Source organism: Arthrobacter sp. 92, from assembly GCF_050260325.1.
GTDB lineage: Bacteria > Actinomycetota > Actinomycetes > Actinomycetales > Micrococcaceae > Arthrobacter.
This window is the reverse complement of the sequence record NZ_CP189863.1, coordinates 4423693-4438224: the sequence shown is the minus strand read 5'-3', so window position 1 is coordinate 4438224 and position 14532 is coordinate 4423693. Positions and strand designations below refer to the sequence as shown.

Annotated in this window: 16 protein-coding genes; 10 read left to right on the top strand and 6 right to left on the bottom strand. The window is 65.2% G+C overall.

All coding sequences use genetic code 11. The features are described 5' to 3' along the window. Positions 1–89: 89 nt before the first annotated feature. Positions 90–431 carry a YciI family protein gene (locus ACP4XC_RS20660; RefSeq protein ID WP_427172597.1) on the bottom strand — a complete coding sequence of 114 codons (342 nt, stop codon included), beginning with the start codon at positions 429–431 and terminating at the stop codon, positions 90–92. Positions 432–813: 382 nt separating this feature from the next. Between ACP4XC_RS20660 and ACP4XC_RS20655 the strand changes: the two genes are divergently transcribed. After that, positions 814–1698, top strand: a complete 885-nt coding sequence (locus ACP4XC_RS20655) for an aminoglycoside phosphotransferase family protein (protein ID WP_427172596.1) — start codon at positions 814–816, stop codon at positions 1696–1698. A 58-nt stretch (positions 1699–1756) separates the two neighbouring features. Then, complete coding sequence (locus tag ACP4XC_RS20650; protein ID WP_427172595.1) at positions 1757–3226, top strand: DUF222 domain-containing protein; 1470 nt, start codon at positions 1757–1759, stop codon at positions 3224–3226. A gap of 76 nt (positions 3227–3302) precedes the next feature. Here the strand turns inward: ACP4XC_RS20650 and ACP4XC_RS20645 are convergent, their stop codons facing one another. Then, positions 3303–3587, bottom strand: coding sequence for a DUF427 domain-containing protein (locus ACP4XC_RS20645; RefSeq protein ID WP_427172594.1), 285 nt, complete (start codon positions 3585–3587; stop codon positions 3303–3305). A 142-nt stretch (positions 3588–3729) separates the two neighbouring features. After that, the gene (locus ACP4XC_RS20640; RefSeq protein WP_427172593.1) at positions 3730–4122 is read right to left on the bottom strand and encodes a VOC family protein; all 393 of its coding nucleotides are present in this window, start codon (positions 4120–4122) and stop codon (positions 3730–3732) included. Positions 4123–4299: 177 nt separating this feature from the next. Between ACP4XC_RS20640 and ACP4XC_RS20635 the strand changes: the two genes are divergently transcribed. Then, positions 4300–5085, top strand: coding sequence for an alpha/beta fold hydrolase (locus ACP4XC_RS20635; RefSeq protein WP_427172592.1), 786 nt, complete (start codon positions 4300–4302; stop codon positions 5083–5085). Between the two features lie 13 nt (positions 5086–5098). Here the strand turns inward: ACP4XC_RS20635 and ACP4XC_RS20630 are convergent, their stop codons facing one another. Next, a complete protein-coding gene (locus tag ACP4XC_RS20630) occupies positions 5099–5482 on the bottom strand; it encodes an RNA-binding S4 domain-containing protein (protein ID WP_427172591.1) in 384 nt (127 codons plus the stop codon). On the opposite strand from ACP4XC_RS20630, the gene ACP4XC_RS20625 reads away from it, so the two are divergent. Further along, positions 5481–5654, top strand: a complete 174-nt coding sequence (locus ACP4XC_RS20625; protein ID WP_427172590.1) for a hypothetical protein — start codon at positions 5481–5483, stop codon at positions 5652–5654. The genes ACP4XC_RS20630 and ACP4XC_RS20625 overlap by 2 nt on opposite strands. A gap of 131 nt (positions 5655–5785) precedes the next feature. Here ACP4XC_RS20625 and ACP4XC_RS20620 read toward each other — a convergent pair whose 3' ends face one another. Continuing rightward, positions 5786–6355, bottom strand: coding sequence for a hypothetical protein (locus ACP4XC_RS20620; protein WP_427172589.1), 570 nt, complete (start codon positions 6353–6355; stop codon positions 5786–5788). A gap of 273 nt (positions 6356–6628) precedes the next feature. On the opposite strand from ACP4XC_RS20620, the gene ACP4XC_RS20615 reads away from it, so the two are divergent. Both ACP4XC_RS20615 and ACP4XC_RS20610 read left to right on the top strand, forming a co-directional pair. After that, the gene (locus ACP4XC_RS20615; protein ID WP_427172588.1) at positions 6629–7837 is read left to right on the top strand and encodes an aspartate transaminase; all 1209 of its coding nucleotides are present in this window, start codon (positions 6629–6631) and stop codon (positions 7835–7837) included. Positions 7838–7862: 25 nt separating this feature from the next. Next, positions 7863–8540 carry a 4-carboxy-4-hydroxy-2-oxoadipate aldolase/oxaloacetate decarboxylase gene (locus ACP4XC_RS20610; RefSeq protein ID WP_427172587.1) on the top strand — a complete coding sequence of 226 codons (678 nt, stop codon included), beginning with the start codon at positions 7863–7865 and terminating at the stop codon, positions 8538–8540. Positions 8541–9009: 469 nt separating this feature from the next. On the opposite strand, the gene ACP4XC_RS20605 is transcribed toward ACP4XC_RS20610, so the two are convergent. Next, a complete protein-coding gene (locus tag ACP4XC_RS20605) occupies positions 9010–9930 on the bottom strand; it encodes a LysR substrate-binding domain-containing protein (RefSeq protein WP_427175183.1) in 921 nt (306 codons plus the stop codon). Positions 9931–10562: 632 nt separating this feature from the next. Here ACP4XC_RS20605 and ACP4XC_RS20600 point away from each other — a divergent pair. Genes ACP4XC_RS20600 through ACP4XC_RS20585 form a run of 4 tightly spaced genes read left to right on the top strand, consistent with a single transcriptional unit; the run spans position 10563 to position 14481 of the window. Then, the gene (locus ACP4XC_RS20600; RefSeq protein WP_427172586.1) at positions 10563–11351 is read left to right on the top strand and encodes a LamB/YcsF family protein; all 789 of its coding nucleotides are present in this window, start codon (positions 10563–10565) and stop codon (positions 11349–11351) included. 1 nt (position 11352) lies between these two features. Next, positions 11353–12075, top strand: coding sequence for a 5-oxoprolinase subunit B family protein (locus ACP4XC_RS20595; RefSeq protein WP_427172585.1), 723 nt, complete (start codon positions 11353–11355; stop codon positions 12073–12075). Further along, complete coding sequence (locus ACP4XC_RS20590) at positions 12072–13085, top strand: biotin-dependent carboxyltransferase family protein (protein ID WP_427172584.1); 1014 nt, start codon at positions 12072–12074, stop codon at positions 13083–13085. Before ACP4XC_RS20595 ends, ACP4XC_RS20590 begins: the two co-directional genes overlap by 4 nt. 55 nt (positions 13086–13140) lie before the next feature. After that, positions 13141–14481: an MFS transporter gene (locus tag ACP4XC_RS20585; RefSeq protein ID WP_427172583.1), complete on the top strand. Its 1341-nt coding sequence runs from the start codon at positions 13141–13143 to the stop codon at positions 14479–14481. The last annotated feature ends 51 nt before the right edge of the window (positions 14482–14532 follow it).

The following is a 14532-nucleotide window of genomic DNA, read 5'->3' as shown; positions in this document are numbered from 1 at the left end:
GGGCGTGCTTGTCCGGATCCGGAGGCCGTCGCGTTGTGTGACGTTACATGCGCGCGACGCACCACGGACTCTCGCTGAGATAGCCCTCGTCAGCTGGCCGGGTCGTACTGGAACTGCCGGACCTCTTGCGAGCAGCGGCAGGCGACGGCGATCTTCGCTGCCCACTCGAGTGCAGCCTCCCGCGAGGGCAGTTCGAGAATGGTGTAACCGCCGTTGGGGACCTTGTGGTCTGGGTACGTGCCCTCGGTGACGGTGCCGTCACCTGCCACGAGCACCGGGTCCACGTCTTCGTCGATCCCGCCGCCGAAGACGTACACGCCCGCCGCCTTGGCTTCGTCGATGACGGCATGCGCGGCATTGACCACCGCCTCGAAGTCCTCCTCGGGGAACACCATGGCCTCACCAGGGAACGAGATTAGATACCTCGTCATTCGAGGTCTCCTCTACTCCGGCGGCGTCATCCGCCTGCTCTCCTCTGCGGCACCGCTCTGGCGCCCAGCCCGATTATGGCCCCGGCGCCCGACCTATGGTCAAGATAGGGGGTCGCGGCCGACCGTAGAACCTGCTCGGGCGTCCGCTAGTTCCGCGACGTTCGTTTGCGGTAATAACCGATCAACCGCTTGGTGGATTCTGCCAGGGTTGTCTGATCATCAAGAGCGTGGGCCATTGAGCCGAATACGCGTCTCGCCGCTGACCAAAGAAGTCAGCCCGGACGTGACCACCGCGCCCCATCCGCTCTTTGTGACGTGATCTATATTCGGACAGGGGGATAGGACCGGATTGCATCTTAGGACCAATGAGGAGAACTTCTGCATGGCGCGAATGCCACCAGCCACGGTTGAAGTGAGTGACGCCGTGGTCCAGGGCCTCGTCCGGGACCAGCGGCCCGACCTCGGCGATCGTCCTTTGGCGCGGGTTGCGAATGGCTGGGACAACGCGACCTTCCGGCTCGGCGACGACCTGGCCGTCCGGTTGCCACGCAGGGTGGAGGCAGTTTCGCTGATACTGCATGAACGGCGCTACCTTCCCGACATAGCCCGCCGCTCCCCGGTTGCGGTTCCTGTCCCCGTCCATGCCGGCCAGCCGACGTCGGGCTTCCCTTGGCCGTGGAGCATCGTGCGGTGGGTGCCCGGTGTCGCCGCGGCCGACGTCGGCCCGGCAGGCCGAGGGCTGGCCGCTGAAGGCCTGGCGGACTTCCTCCTGTCCCTCCATGCGCCCGCCGAAGCCGGCGTCCCGGTGAATCCTTTCCGGGGCGTGCCGCTGACGGACCGTGACGCTGTGGTGGTGGAACGGCTCGGGGACGGCGAACGCTACCCGCAGGCAGCAGCGCTGAGAGGGGTGTGGGCGGAGGCCTGTGCCGCCAATGCCTGGGATGGTCCGGCGATGATGCTCCACGGGGACCTTCACCCGGGCAATATCCTGCTGGCGCACGACGGCTCGCTGGCCGGCGTCATCGATTTCGGCGACGTCGGGGCAGGGGACCCGGCCGTCGACCTTGCGGTGGGGTGGCTGATGTTCGACGCCGTCGCTCGCCAACGTTTCATGCACGCCTTTGGCCCCGCAGTGGAAAGGGACACCTGGATGAGGGCCCGCGGCTGGGCTCTCATCCTGTCCACGGCCATGCTGAGCAACTCCGACGATAATCCGCGGATGTTCGCCGTGGGAGAGTTCGGGATCAGGCAGATCCTGGAAGGCTGACGTTGCCTGCAAATCTGATGCCGGCGTTAATGTCAGTGCCTACTGACATGCTGTGGGTATGGAAGTCAGAGCAGTTGCGGAGACGCTGGAGGCCATGGAGGCCTCCCTTGCTGCCCTGGCCGCATTTGCCGGTCACGGGAGCGGAAACGCGGCCTCGGCTGACCCTCTTCAGGACGAAGCCGACGCATGCCTGGACGGTCTGGCTGAGGTGGGAAGAACGGAAGCCAGGCTGGCCGCGCTGAAGGTGCACTTCGCCGCCGGATACGCCCACGCTGCCGCAGCCCTGGCGGCCCCGGCCGTTTCCCCGCAGGAGCGCACCGCCCAGGAAATGGCGGTGACAGCAGAGGTGGCCTGCGTCCTGACTGTGAGTGAAAGATCGGCAGCGGCGTTCCTGGCGGAGTCAGCCACCCTGACCACCGGGTTGCCCCTGACGCTGTCTGCCCTGCGGTCAGGGAGCATTTCGTGGCAGCACGCGCGGGTGATGTGTGATGAAACATCCGGTCTGAACCCCGCCGCGGCTGCTGCCGTGGAAGCTCATTTCCTGGACCCCGAAGCTCCCTTTGCCGCGCGTGGCTGCCCAGGACAACTGGCGCCGGGCAGATTCCGGGCCAAAGCGCGCAGCTGGCGCGAGCGGCACCAGCCTGTAAGCATCGAAGCGCGCCACCGCAAGGGCGTCAAGGACCGTCGGCTGGAGTATCTCCCGGACCGGGACGGCATGGCCTGGCTCTCGGCCTACGTGACTGCGGATGTGGCAGCGGCCGTGTGGTCCCGTGCCACGGATGCGGCGCGTGCCCTGCAGGGGCCCACCGAATCCCGGACTCTGACGCAGCTCCGTGCGGACGTCGCCGCTGACTGGCTGCTGGCGGGGGTGGCGGAAGGAACCCCGTCACCCAAGGCGCAGGTCATGGTGACCGTGCCGGTGTTCTCGCTCCTGGGCGTCGTGACGGAACCGGCCACGCTGGACGGGTATGGTCCCGTTCCGCCGAGCATGGCCCGCCGGCTTGTCAGAGATGGCGCCGACTCGTTCCTGCGTGTGCTGACCGATCCGCGCAGCGGAGCGCCGCTGGAGATCGGACGCACCAGCTACCGGGTTCCGAAGGCGATGCGCCAATGGTTGCGGCTTCGGGACGGCCGGTGCCCTTTTCCCGGATGCAACAACCATTCCTTGGACAATGAAGCAGACCATCTGCTGGCTTGGTCTGAGGGAGGCGAGACCGGCATCGCCAACCTTGGCCAGCCATGCCGGAGGCACCACCGGCTCAAACACACAACGGCGTGGAGGCCGGTTGACGCCTCCCGGGACCAGCCACCCGGCTGGATATCACCCGCGGGACGCTCTTATCCCAGTGAACAACAAGACTGGGAACCGCCCGACTTGCCGGACCGCCCCGGCCACGCGGGCCAAGACCGGGAGTGGGAACCGCCCGGCTTGCCGGACGTATTTGCCGGTGCCGCCTGTCTCGGAGAGACCGGGCCACCATTACTGGTGGATCCCTTGCCTGATTGGGCACTATTGATCGCGGCCTAGGATCGACTCGGACGACGGCGGGAAGTCCCGCCGTCGTCGGCTCACCGTGGATGCGACCGTCCGGAACCGATGCCGGCTATTCGTCGATGGTCACGCCGCGCCAGAACGCGACCCGGTCTTCGATCTCCTTGGCCCGCGCTTTGGGCTCCGGGTAGAACCAGGCGGCGTCCACATTCACCTTCCCGTCGACTTCCAGGTTGTGGTAACTGGCCTGCCCCTTCCATGGGCAGAAGGAATGCAAGCCGCTGTCCCGAAGGTAGCCAGGATTGACGGCGTCGCGGGGGAAGTAATGGTTGCCCTCCACCACCACCGTGTCCGCGGATTCGGCGATGACTTTTCCGTTCCAGATAGCCCTGACCATGTGCTTCCGTTCTGTAGGGCGCCGCCGGGGTTGGCGGTCGGCACGTCGTAGATGAACCAACGGCCATGGTTAAGGAGTTGTTCCCGGCACAGGCGGACGACGGCGGGACGTCCCGCCGTCGAACGCTCGCCAATCGGCGGGTCTACGCGGCCGCTGGCTGGAACAGCTCGACCACGTTGCCTGCCGGGTCCACCAGCAGGATCTGCTGACCGCCCGGACCGGTGACGATGTCGTTTCGGAACGTGAGGCCCGCGGCGCGAAGCCGTTCCACCTCGGCGGCGATGTCGGGCACGATGAGGTGGATACGGTTCCACCCTCCCGGCGCGGGCACCGTGCCATCCGGCATCGGCCGGCCTGCCGAGCTGCGGGGCCCGCTTAGCAGAAGCCGGAGGCGGCCGCGGGCGACCTCGGCGAACGCCGGTGCGGCGCTCATTCTGAGGGTGAATCCGAGGTGCTTTGTGTAGAAGTCGACCGCCGCGTCGACGTCGTCCACCATGTACCGGACGCTGACCATGTCCGCAAGGTCGTCGGGCATTTCTGGCTCCTCTTCAAGCTCGTTTGGGAGTATTTGTTTAGGTGAAACAGGAACGGGATAGCTCCATCTAACTAGTGTGATCGTGTTGGGGACCTTGGAGCTTTCCGGCCGTTGCGGAGACAAGTCCGCCAGGGTCTGGGCCCTTTTCGTCCGAAGCGCCCGGGGTTAGGATGCCGTGTGACCTTCACCCACGGCTACGCGGACAACAACGGCCTTCGCATGTATTACGAGGTCCACGGGCGTGCCATGCCTGGCCAGCCGCCCCTGCTTCTTATACCGGGCGGCGGGTCCACTATCGGAACCAACTTCGCCGAACTCATCCCGCTGCTGACGGACCACCGCCAGGTGATTGCCGTTGAGGAGGAGGGCCACGGCCGCACCCAGCCCACCAGCCGCCCCCTCACGGCCGAGAACTCCGCGGGCGACATCCTGGCTGTTTTGGCTGAGCTGAACGTGGACAGTGTGGATGTGCTGGGATTCAGCGCCGGCGGCCACACGGCGATCGCGCTGGCACTCGGCCGCCGTGCCGCGGTGCGGCGGCTCATCGCCGCTTCCACCTTCGTGAGCCGTGACGCCGTGCCGGACGAGTTCTGGGAGGGCATGGCAAAGGCCACCGTGGATAACATGCCGGACACATACAGGGACGCCGACCGCGTCCTTAACCCGGAACCTGGCCACCTGGAGCGGCTCTTCGAGCTGGACAGCCGGCGCATCCTGAACTTTCCCGGATGGTCCGACGGCGAGCTGGGCACCATCACAGCACCCACTCTGGTGGCGTGCGGGGACCGGGACATTGTCACCCCCGAATACGCGGCGCGGATGGCCAGGACCATCCCGGGCGCCCGGCTGCTGATCATCCCCGGCGGCCGTGGTGACTACCTCGGCGAGCAGGACGCCAGCGGCGGGGATCCCCGGACCATGCAGGCCACCGTCCCTCTGCTGCTGCGGTTCCTCGGCGAGTAGCGACGTGGGCCGCTTAGTCTGAGCCGCGAAGGCGTTCCATTTCGCGGCGGTCCTTCTTGGTGGGCCGTCCGGCGCCGCGGTCGCGCTGCGGAAGACCAAGCGCCGGGGCGGCGGGCGGCGGCGGGGTGTGGTCCGTGAAGCAATGCGCGGCGGCCTCGGCTCCCACGCGCTTGGCGATCAGCCGCCGGACCTCGAGGATCCGCTCGAACCCCGGCTGGCGGACCCGGACGGTGTCGCCCGGCACCAGCGACTGCGACGCCTTGGCGGGGTTTCCGTTGAGGCGGACATGCCCCGCGCGGCATGCCGCGGTGGCCGCCGAGCGGGTCTTGTAGGCGCGGATGGCCCACAGCCAGGCATCAATGCGGACTGTGGCGGGGGCTGATGGAATGCTGCTCATGAATTCTGCCGAGTATAGCGGCACCAAACGCAAGCGGACGACGACGGCGGGACGTCCCGCCGTCGGCCTAATCGACAAGCCGGATTTCGTTGCAGCCTACACCGGGGCCCTGAACCACCTCCACAACGGCGGAGCGCGGGCGGCCCTGGAAGCCCTGAGCGCCCGTCCGTAGCCACGACGCTCCGACCCGAAGGAAGGCAATAATGCCCCTGGTAGCCAGCGTGGACAGTTCCACCCAGTCCTGCAAGGGCAAACCACTGGCCACGGACCAGCGCAGGTCGGCGTTGCAACTCACGCGCACGCCTATGCAGGAATAACCTCAGCCTCGTGTTGGAGACCCCAGGTCATCTTCCGGACGGCCTCGCTCTGGAGACCGCTCAGCGCCGCAAGCTCATAGTCATCCATGACTCCAAGCCGGCGCCCGGCAGCCAGGAGTTTCAGCCGCCGCGCCTCCAGTTCCGTTTTCGACTCCTCGAGTTCAGCCAGCTCGGACTTCAACCGGCTAATTGCCGCAAGCTGCTGCCCAGCCGGCAATCCAGACGGCATAAGGTCATCAGAAGACAAGCCTATGGTCCGCACCGCCCAGCGGGACAGTCCGGCTGCCTCCGCGAGGCCAGTGATCTTCAACCCGTCACAGAGCGCCTGGGCGACCTGCTCGTTCAGTCGGACGGCGAGGGCCCTCATGCTGCTGGAATACAAGTAAATTCGTTGCCGGTCCTTCCTCAGGAATTGCCGAATCCTTTCCGCCTGAACAGCGACCGCGTCAGGCTTCCGCCGTCCCCGGTAACGGTAGTAACCGCCGTCGCCAAGCCGGAAACGCACTTCCGGCGCCAGCGGAGCCTCGAGGTGGTCAGAGTGCTGCAGATCTGCCAAGAGCATTCCTCGGTTCGGATTCACGTCAGTTGACGCCGGTGAAAGAACCGACGAACGGCCCAGCCAAGCGGGCCAGCTTACCTACGACGCTAGACACAAGCGTCCGCCCGCGGAAATACCGATACTGCGTGGATCCATAATCAAAAAGTTTGGATACAGGCCATAAGCGGCGCTTATCCGTCCACGCACTTTAGGTCTTATCCATACCCGCCGGAATTCCCTAGGGTCGGAGGAAGCGAGTACCGCTCGCTCCCGAATCCGTAGGAAGAGACAATGTCTGAATTTGAACCTGCATCACGGGTATCCCGCATCAAGTCATCGGCCAGCGTGGCCGCGGCGGCCCGCGTGCGTGAGCTGAAGGCAGAAGGGCGCCGGATCCTGGACCTGACGGTGGGGGAACCCGACTTCGACACCCCGGAACACATCAAGGCGGCCGCCGTGGAGGCGATCAACCGCGGAGAGACCAAGTACACCTCCGTCACCGGGACCCCCGCCCTGCAGAAGGCGATCCTCCAGACCCTCAAACTGCGCACGGGGATCCACTACACCCCGGCTGAGATCACCGTCGGCGGCGGCGCCAAGCAGGTGATCTTCACAGCCTTTATGGCCACGCTGGACGCCGGTGACGAAGTGGTGGTGCCCGCCCCTTACTGGGTCTCGTACCCGGACATGGTGCTCGCCAACGAGGGGGCGCCTGTAGTGGTTGTCTGCGGTGAGGACGTGGGATTCAAGCTCACGCCGCACGCCCTGGCAGGCGCCCTCAACGAGCGGACCAAATGGATCATCCTGAACACGCCATCGAATCCCACCGGTGCCGTCTACTCCCCGGCGGAACTGCGCGCCCTCGCCGACGTCCTGGCCGGCTTCCCGCAGGTGCACATCCTGACGGACGAGATCTATGACCAGATCTACTTCGGCACCGGCAAGCTCTCCAGCCTGGTGGAGGTTGCACCGGAACTCAGGGACCGCATCCTGACGGTCAACGGTGTTTCCAAGGCTTACGCCATGACCGGGTGGCGGCTCGGATATGCGGCCGGACCGGCCCCGCTGATCGCCGCGATCAACAAACTCCAGTCGCAAATCTCGTCCTGCCCGTCCTCGGTGAGTCAGGCCGCCGGCGCCGTGGCCCTCACGGGAGACCAAAGCTTCGTGCGGGAGAGCCGCGAAATCTACCGCGGCCGGCGCGATGCGGCAGTTGCCGCGCTGAACGCCATCGACGGCCTGTCGTGCACGACGCCGGAAGGCGCCTTTTACGCCTACGTCAACTGTGCGGGGCTCATGGGGAAGACCACGCCCGAGGGGAAGGTCATCGCCAACGATGAGGACTTTACCCTCTACCTTCTCGAGGCCGCCTCCGTAGCCGCCATCCAGGGATCGGCCTACGGCCTGGGCCCCTACTTCCGCATCTCCTACGCCACCAGCCTGGACGTCATCGAGGAGTCCATCGCGGCTATCGACAAAGCCGTCCGGGCCCTCAACTGATCCGCACCCACCGAAGGAAAACGCAATGATCCACGTCAAGACCACCATCGAACGACCCGACGCCGACGCCGTAAGCCGCCTCGCCAAGTTCTCGTCCGCCACCATCCACGAGGCCCAGGGCCGCAAGGGCGCCCTCAGCTCCAGGATCAAGCCGATCGAGCGGAGTATGTCCTTCTGCGGCCCCGCCGTCACGGTTCGCTGCGCCCCCCGTGACAACCTCATGCTGCAGGTGGCCATCCACTACGCCGAGGCCGGGGACGTCATCCTGGCCGCGGCAGGGGAGTACGAGGAAGCGGGCACGTTCGGCGACGTCCTCGGGAACGCGATGAAGGCCAAGAGCCTTGCCGCACTGGTGACCGACTCGGGTGTCCGCGACACCCAGGACCTGATCGAACTGGGGCTGCCGGTCTTTTCCGGCAGCGTCTCCATTAAGGGCACCGTCAAGGAAACGATTGGCCCGATCAACCACCCAGTGGTCTTCGGCGACGAGATCATCTACCCCGGTGACGTGCTCCGCGGCGACGCGGACGGCGTTGTGGTGGTCAGGAAGGACGAGATCGAGGAGGTCATCCGCCTCTCGCAGGAACGTGACGACGCCGAGCGGGAGCTCATCCGCCTCTACCAGGCTGGCGGAACCACCCTTGAGCTGTGCAACCTCACCGACGTCCTCAAATCCAAGGGACTGCTCGTCGAACACGCCTAACCGCGGCGGCATCGCCGTCGTACGGTAAATCCCGTACGACGGCGTCCGCATGTGCCGGCTTCCATATCGGCGTCCGAATATCGGCAGCAATCACCCACGCGATCCTGGCGCTGAACGGACGGCCTGGCCGGGGTCGGTGTTCTCCAGATACCAGACCGTTGATGCGCCACTGCTCGCGGGCATGATGCTGCCTTCGAAAACGAAGACGGCCGCCACCGAGCGGTTCTCCGGACGCCAAAGACCATTGGCCGGGCAGTGGAAACCGGTCCTGGCCGTGAGTCCCGGACCGGTGTCGGTAATTCTCCGTATCGTGCTTATTTTTTTCACGGCCTGCTCCCAATTAATTGTCACGAAAGTAACCACCGCAATTTCTCGGCTACTCCTTAATTCTAGGATCCAGGACGCCGGGATACTAAGACGAATGATGAGTGGTCTAATAAGCCAATGCTATGGATCGGCCGCGGTTTTGCTACCGGGAATATTTATTGCTCAGAATTTCCTGAAGCATTTCCTTCAGCACCAGGAGTACTGCCGAGGCAGCCTCAGAAAGGGGGTCGTGATCAGGGGTGCACAGTGCGATCTTGCACTGCAGCGCGGGATCCACAATGCGCAGGACATCGAAGTCCTCCTCGTGGAACAGTGCGTCCGCCGCTGACTTGGGCATGATCGTGGCGCCGAGGTCGGCGCGCAGGAGCCGGGCCAGGGACGGCACCGACTCTACTTCGCCCACCAGCCGAAGGTTGAGTCCCTTGCTGGTGAAGCCGGCTTCCACGGCCTGCCGGAGGGTGTGGATTTTCTCGGGAAGGAAGAGCCCAAAACGTGCCACTTCCTCCAACGGGATTTCGCCTTTTACGGTTGCCACATCGGATCTATTGGCGTTGACCACAAAGTGCAGGTCTTCGACGATCATCGTGGTGAACTGGACCCCGCGGATCGGCCCGGGCTCGTAGATGAGGGCCATGTCCAGCCGGCCGTTCTTGATCGCCTCACTGAGGACGCCGCCATATATTTCGGTGACATGCAGGACGATTTCCGGGTACCGGCGACCCACTTCGCTGATGATCCGTGGCGTCAGGCTCGAGGCCATGCTGTAGGGCGCGATCGCAATGGAGACGCGCCCCGACGGCGCGGCGCCTGACGTGGCGACGTCCTGGCGCGCCTGCTCGACAAGCCGCAGGATCGACTGCGCATGCCGGTACAGCGTGTGCCCCGCCGCGGTGGGCTTGACGCCCTGCTTGCTGCGGATCAGCAGCCTCTGCTTGAGATCCGTTTCCAACGCCGAAACCTGCTGGCTAAGGGCTGGCTGTGCCACATGCAGCGCCGCGGCAGCCTTGGTGATGCTTCCCGAATCCACAATCTGGACAAAGTACGCAAGCTTCCGCGTGTCCATGGCCGCCTTCTCTCGTCGCGGCGTCCTGAACCCAGGAAAGGTCATAACCGGATGCTATGGAGGGATACGCAACAGGTCTTTGTGTGATCCACATCTCTGACACTAGGTTGAACCCAGAACGCTATTTCACTAATCGTACATTCTATCTCCTTCGGTGACATGCAATTTCGTGATGACGTTAGATGCATTTCGCATAGGAGCGGTATTTACAGAAATTGGTTCGTTCTTTTACATTTCCGAAATATGCAGTCCATACCTTGAATGCAATCGCAGTACCGCGACGGCAAGGCGGAGGCTGAATTTGAGAGCGAGGTGCCAGATGAAATCAGCAGTCAAAGACACGCCCGGTGCCGCGGCGGCCCCTTCGAAGGTGGCCCCACGGGGCCGCGGGTACCTGGAACTGCACCCGGGAAACGGTGGCGCAGTCATAACCAGCGGCTATGCCGTGACGCGGATTACGTCTTTGTGTGATCCACGTCGCGGTGCCAGACTTTTTGACAGCAGCCCGGTATTCCGGGCCACCGGACTGCAAGCCTCAAACCAGGCCGGTTCCCGGCGCTCACTTCACTACCGGAAGCTGACTTTTGCGCCTAGCGGCGCAACATTGCAGCCAACACCCCAGGAGGGCTCACATGGGACCCACAGTTGATCTCGTGGCAGATCTCGGCGAAGGCTTTGGCGCCTACTCCATGGGCGATGACGCGGCCTTGCTCGAAGTGGTTTCCAGCGCCAACATCGCCTGCGGATTCCATGCCGGAGACCCGGACATCATGAACGCGACCGTGGCCGAATGCGTGCGGCGGGGTGTCAGCATCGGCGCGCATCCGAGCTTCCCGGACCTCCGGGGCTTCGGCCGGCGCGCCATGGACCTCACCGCGGACGAGGTTCGCAACGACGTCCTCTACCAGATCGGCGCACTGAGCGCCTTCGCCGCCTATCACGGCACCGGCGTCGCCCACGTCGCACCCCACGGACGCCTGGGCAACCTCGTTGCCACCCGGACCGACTACGCCGACGCCGTGGCCGACGCCGTCTCGCGGATCAACCCCGACCTGATCGTCCTGGCCCAGGACGGCGCACTGGCCGACGCCGCAGCCGGCCGGCAGCTCCCGGTGGGCATCGTGGGCATCGCGGACCGCGCCTACGAGGCAGACGGCACCCTGGTGCCGCGCAGCCGCCCCGGCGCCGTCATCCATGACCCCGCGGCCATCGTGGACCGCACCATCCGCATGGTGTGCGAAGGGCTTATCGAAACAGTCGCCGGAACCGACCTGCAGATCGTCGCCGACACCATCCTCCTGCATGGGGACACACCCGGTGCTGTTCAGATGGCCCGGCAGCTCCGCGCCGAACTGGAAAATGCGGGCGTGACTATCGCCCCCCTCACGCAGGTGCTGGCTGCCAGAGTGCAGGTTGCCTGACATGACCGCCACAACGCCAACTCCCGTGGAGGTCTTCGAATCCGGAGACGCCGCACTGCGCGTCGTCGCCTCTTCCCCGGACCGGGAGGCCAACTGGACCACCGTGCATTCCCTCGCCGAATGGCTTGAGGCTGCAGGCGCCGACGGCGTCCACGGCGCCGTGCCCACGTACGATTCGCTGCTGGTGGAATTCGATCCCGGAGTCACCTCCGCGCGGCAGGTCCGCGCCTTTGTCCTTCTGGGCATGCGCCAGCTCGACTTCATCGGTGCGCCTGCCCGGGCTCCGCGGGAGTTCCATGTCCCCGTGGCTTACGGCGGAGAGTTCGGCCCGGACCTGGAGCGCGTTTCCGAGCATGAGCAGCTGTCCGTCCAAGAGATCATCGGACTCCACACGGCCAAGTCCTACGTCATCCGCTGCCTCGGCGCCCCGGCCGGCTCGCCCATGATGGACGGCCCCGATTTTCCGCTACCGGTTCCGCGGCTGAAGGACCCCCGCCTATCCGTTCCGGCCGGTGCCGTCGCCGTCGCAGGGCGGCAGGCGGTCATTGCCCCGGCCGCGGCACCCGGCGGATGGTGCGTCATCGGCCGGACGCCGCTGACAATTCTTGACGCCGCCACCGAGCCGCTGGTGCCCTACGTCCCCGGCGACCTGCTGAGGTTCCACCAGATCCAGCCCGAAGAGTTCGCGACCTACGCGGCCCGCAAACTGGAGGCGGCGCGATGAACGGCTCCCTGATCATCCAGCAGCCCGGCCACTCCGTGGTCACTGACCTGGGGCGCTTCCGCGGGCCGCGGTTCGGCTTGCCGGTGAACGGTGCGCTTGACCAGTTCTCCGCACGCGCCGCGAACATCCTCGCCGCCAACGAGGACAACGCGCCGCTGCTGGAGTTCACCGCACTGGATTTCCGCATGCGGGCCACCACAGACATTCTGATCGCCGTCACCGGGGCGCCCCTGCGGCTCACGGTGGGCGGGCGCGAATGCCCGCAATGGGAACCGGTGTCCGTCCGCGCCGGGGAAACGGTGGCGCTGCGCCAAATCACCGGCGGGCTCAGGTCCTACCTTGCCGTCCACGGCTCGGTGGAGGCGCCCGTCCTGCTGGGAAGCTGCGCCCCGGACACGGTGGTCGGATTCGGCCTGCGGCTGAGCGAAGGCACCGAGCTCAGGACCTCACGAAGCGTCCCGCCCATCCGGCAGCCGTACTTCGATCTGCCGCTGTTCCGGCTGGGATTGACCCGGCCGGAGTTCAGCAGCCAGGCCGTAGTGGAGGTCACAGACGGCCCCGACGTGGACGAATTCGGCCACACCGCTGAGCTGCTCTACACCACTGAATACACCGTCAGTGCACGGAGCAACCACATCGGACTTCGCCTGGGCGGCGCTCTTCCCGAACGTCAGTCGACGGCGGAGGTGCTCTCGCGGGGCGTCCCGGTCGGAGCAATCGAAGTGCCGTCCCGGGAGGAGCTCCTGGTGCTGCACCGCGGCCGCGGGGTCACCGCCGGCTACCCCGTCCTCGCGGTGGTCACCACCCGCTCGCTTGATGTGCTGGCCCAGGTCCGGCCTGGCCACACCATAACCTTCCGCAGGACCACCGTCCCCGACGCTACAGCCAAACACCGGGCGGCCTTGCGGGAATTGGAGCACCTCCGTTCCACAGTCAGTACTGTCTTTGCCCTCCTTGGCATCGGCGGTCAGCCTGGCTGGCCAGAGCTCGCGCCGGCCTCCGGAAGCTAACCACCCTCGCGCCAGATCCAAAGCCTTGTTACCATCCCACTTAGTAAGGAAAGCCATGTCAATTTCTACGCACGCGGCCCAGCCGCACAAAGAGCGGCTCAGCAGTAAGCAGACCCGCAAAGTTGTTATGGCCGGCTGCGTCGGCATTTTCGTGGAACTCTATGACAACGGCATCTTCGCTTTCATGGCGGGAACCCTTGCCCTCGTTTTCCTGGCGCCCGGCAACCCGGACAATGCCCTCTTGTTTGTCTTCGCGGGGTATGCCGTGTCCTTCTTCGTTCGTCCACTCGGTGCTGTGGTCTGCGGATACTTGGGGGACCGCGTCGGCCGGCAAAAGCTCTTGGTCTTTGTGATCCTGCTGATCAGCGTGGCGACGGCGGGCATTGGGTTGCTGCCGACCTATGCGGCGATTGGCATCGCGGCCCCGGTGCTCCTCGTGTTGCTCCGCATGCTCCAGGGCTTCTCGGTCGGCGGCGAAGCCGCCGGAGCCATGACCTTCCTCGCCGAGCACGCCCCCGAAGGCAAGCGCGGCATCATCACCTCCTACGCCCAGATCGCATCCTTCGCGGCTCTCCTCACCGGTACGCTCGTTGCGTTCTCCATGTCACCGTGGCTCACCCAGTCAGCGATCGACGGCGGCGGCTTCGGTGCCTTCGCCTGGCGCATTCCGTTCCTGGTCGCCATCCCCATGGGCGTTATCGGCTGGTACATCCGCAAGGCCATAAGCGACACCCCGAACTTCGAGAAGCTGAAGGAAGAGGGCGGCCTGTCCAAGAACCCCCTCAAGGAAGCTTTCAAGTCCGCAGAACACCGCCGCGCCATGCTCCTGGCCCTGTTCATCCCGCTCATGAACGGTTCCGGCTACTACGTGCTGTTCTCCTACATGCCCACGTTCCTGAGGGGCAAGCAGCTCAACTTCACCATCGGCGAAGCCCTCCTTATCACTGCCTGCAGCCTGGTGGCCATCTGTATCGCCATTCCCTTTATGGGCGCCCTGTCCGACCGCATCGGCCGCAAAAAGGTCATCGCAGGCTCCGCAATCGCCATGGCAGTGCTCGGGATTCCCTCCTACGCCCTGATCGCCACCGGCAACATGGGCCTGGCCATCCTCGGCGCCTGCATCATGGCGGTCGTCTTCGCGGGGCACACCGCAGTCATCCACATCCTGATCGTGGAACTGTTTCCCACCCGTGTCCGCTACTCGGCCTATGGTCTTGGCTACAACGTCTCGTCCGCGGTCTTCGGCGGAACTGCCCCGTTGCTCATGACCTGGCTCATCTCCAGCACCGGCAACATCTACATGCCCGCCTTCTACGCCGTCATCACCGCGCTGGGCACCCTCGTTGCCGTCAGCACGGTCAAGGACCGGGCCCACCTGCCGCTCCGCGACGCCTAAACACCGACTCAAGTACCCGCCATTCCGAGCTGCACTTGTGCGGCATCCACC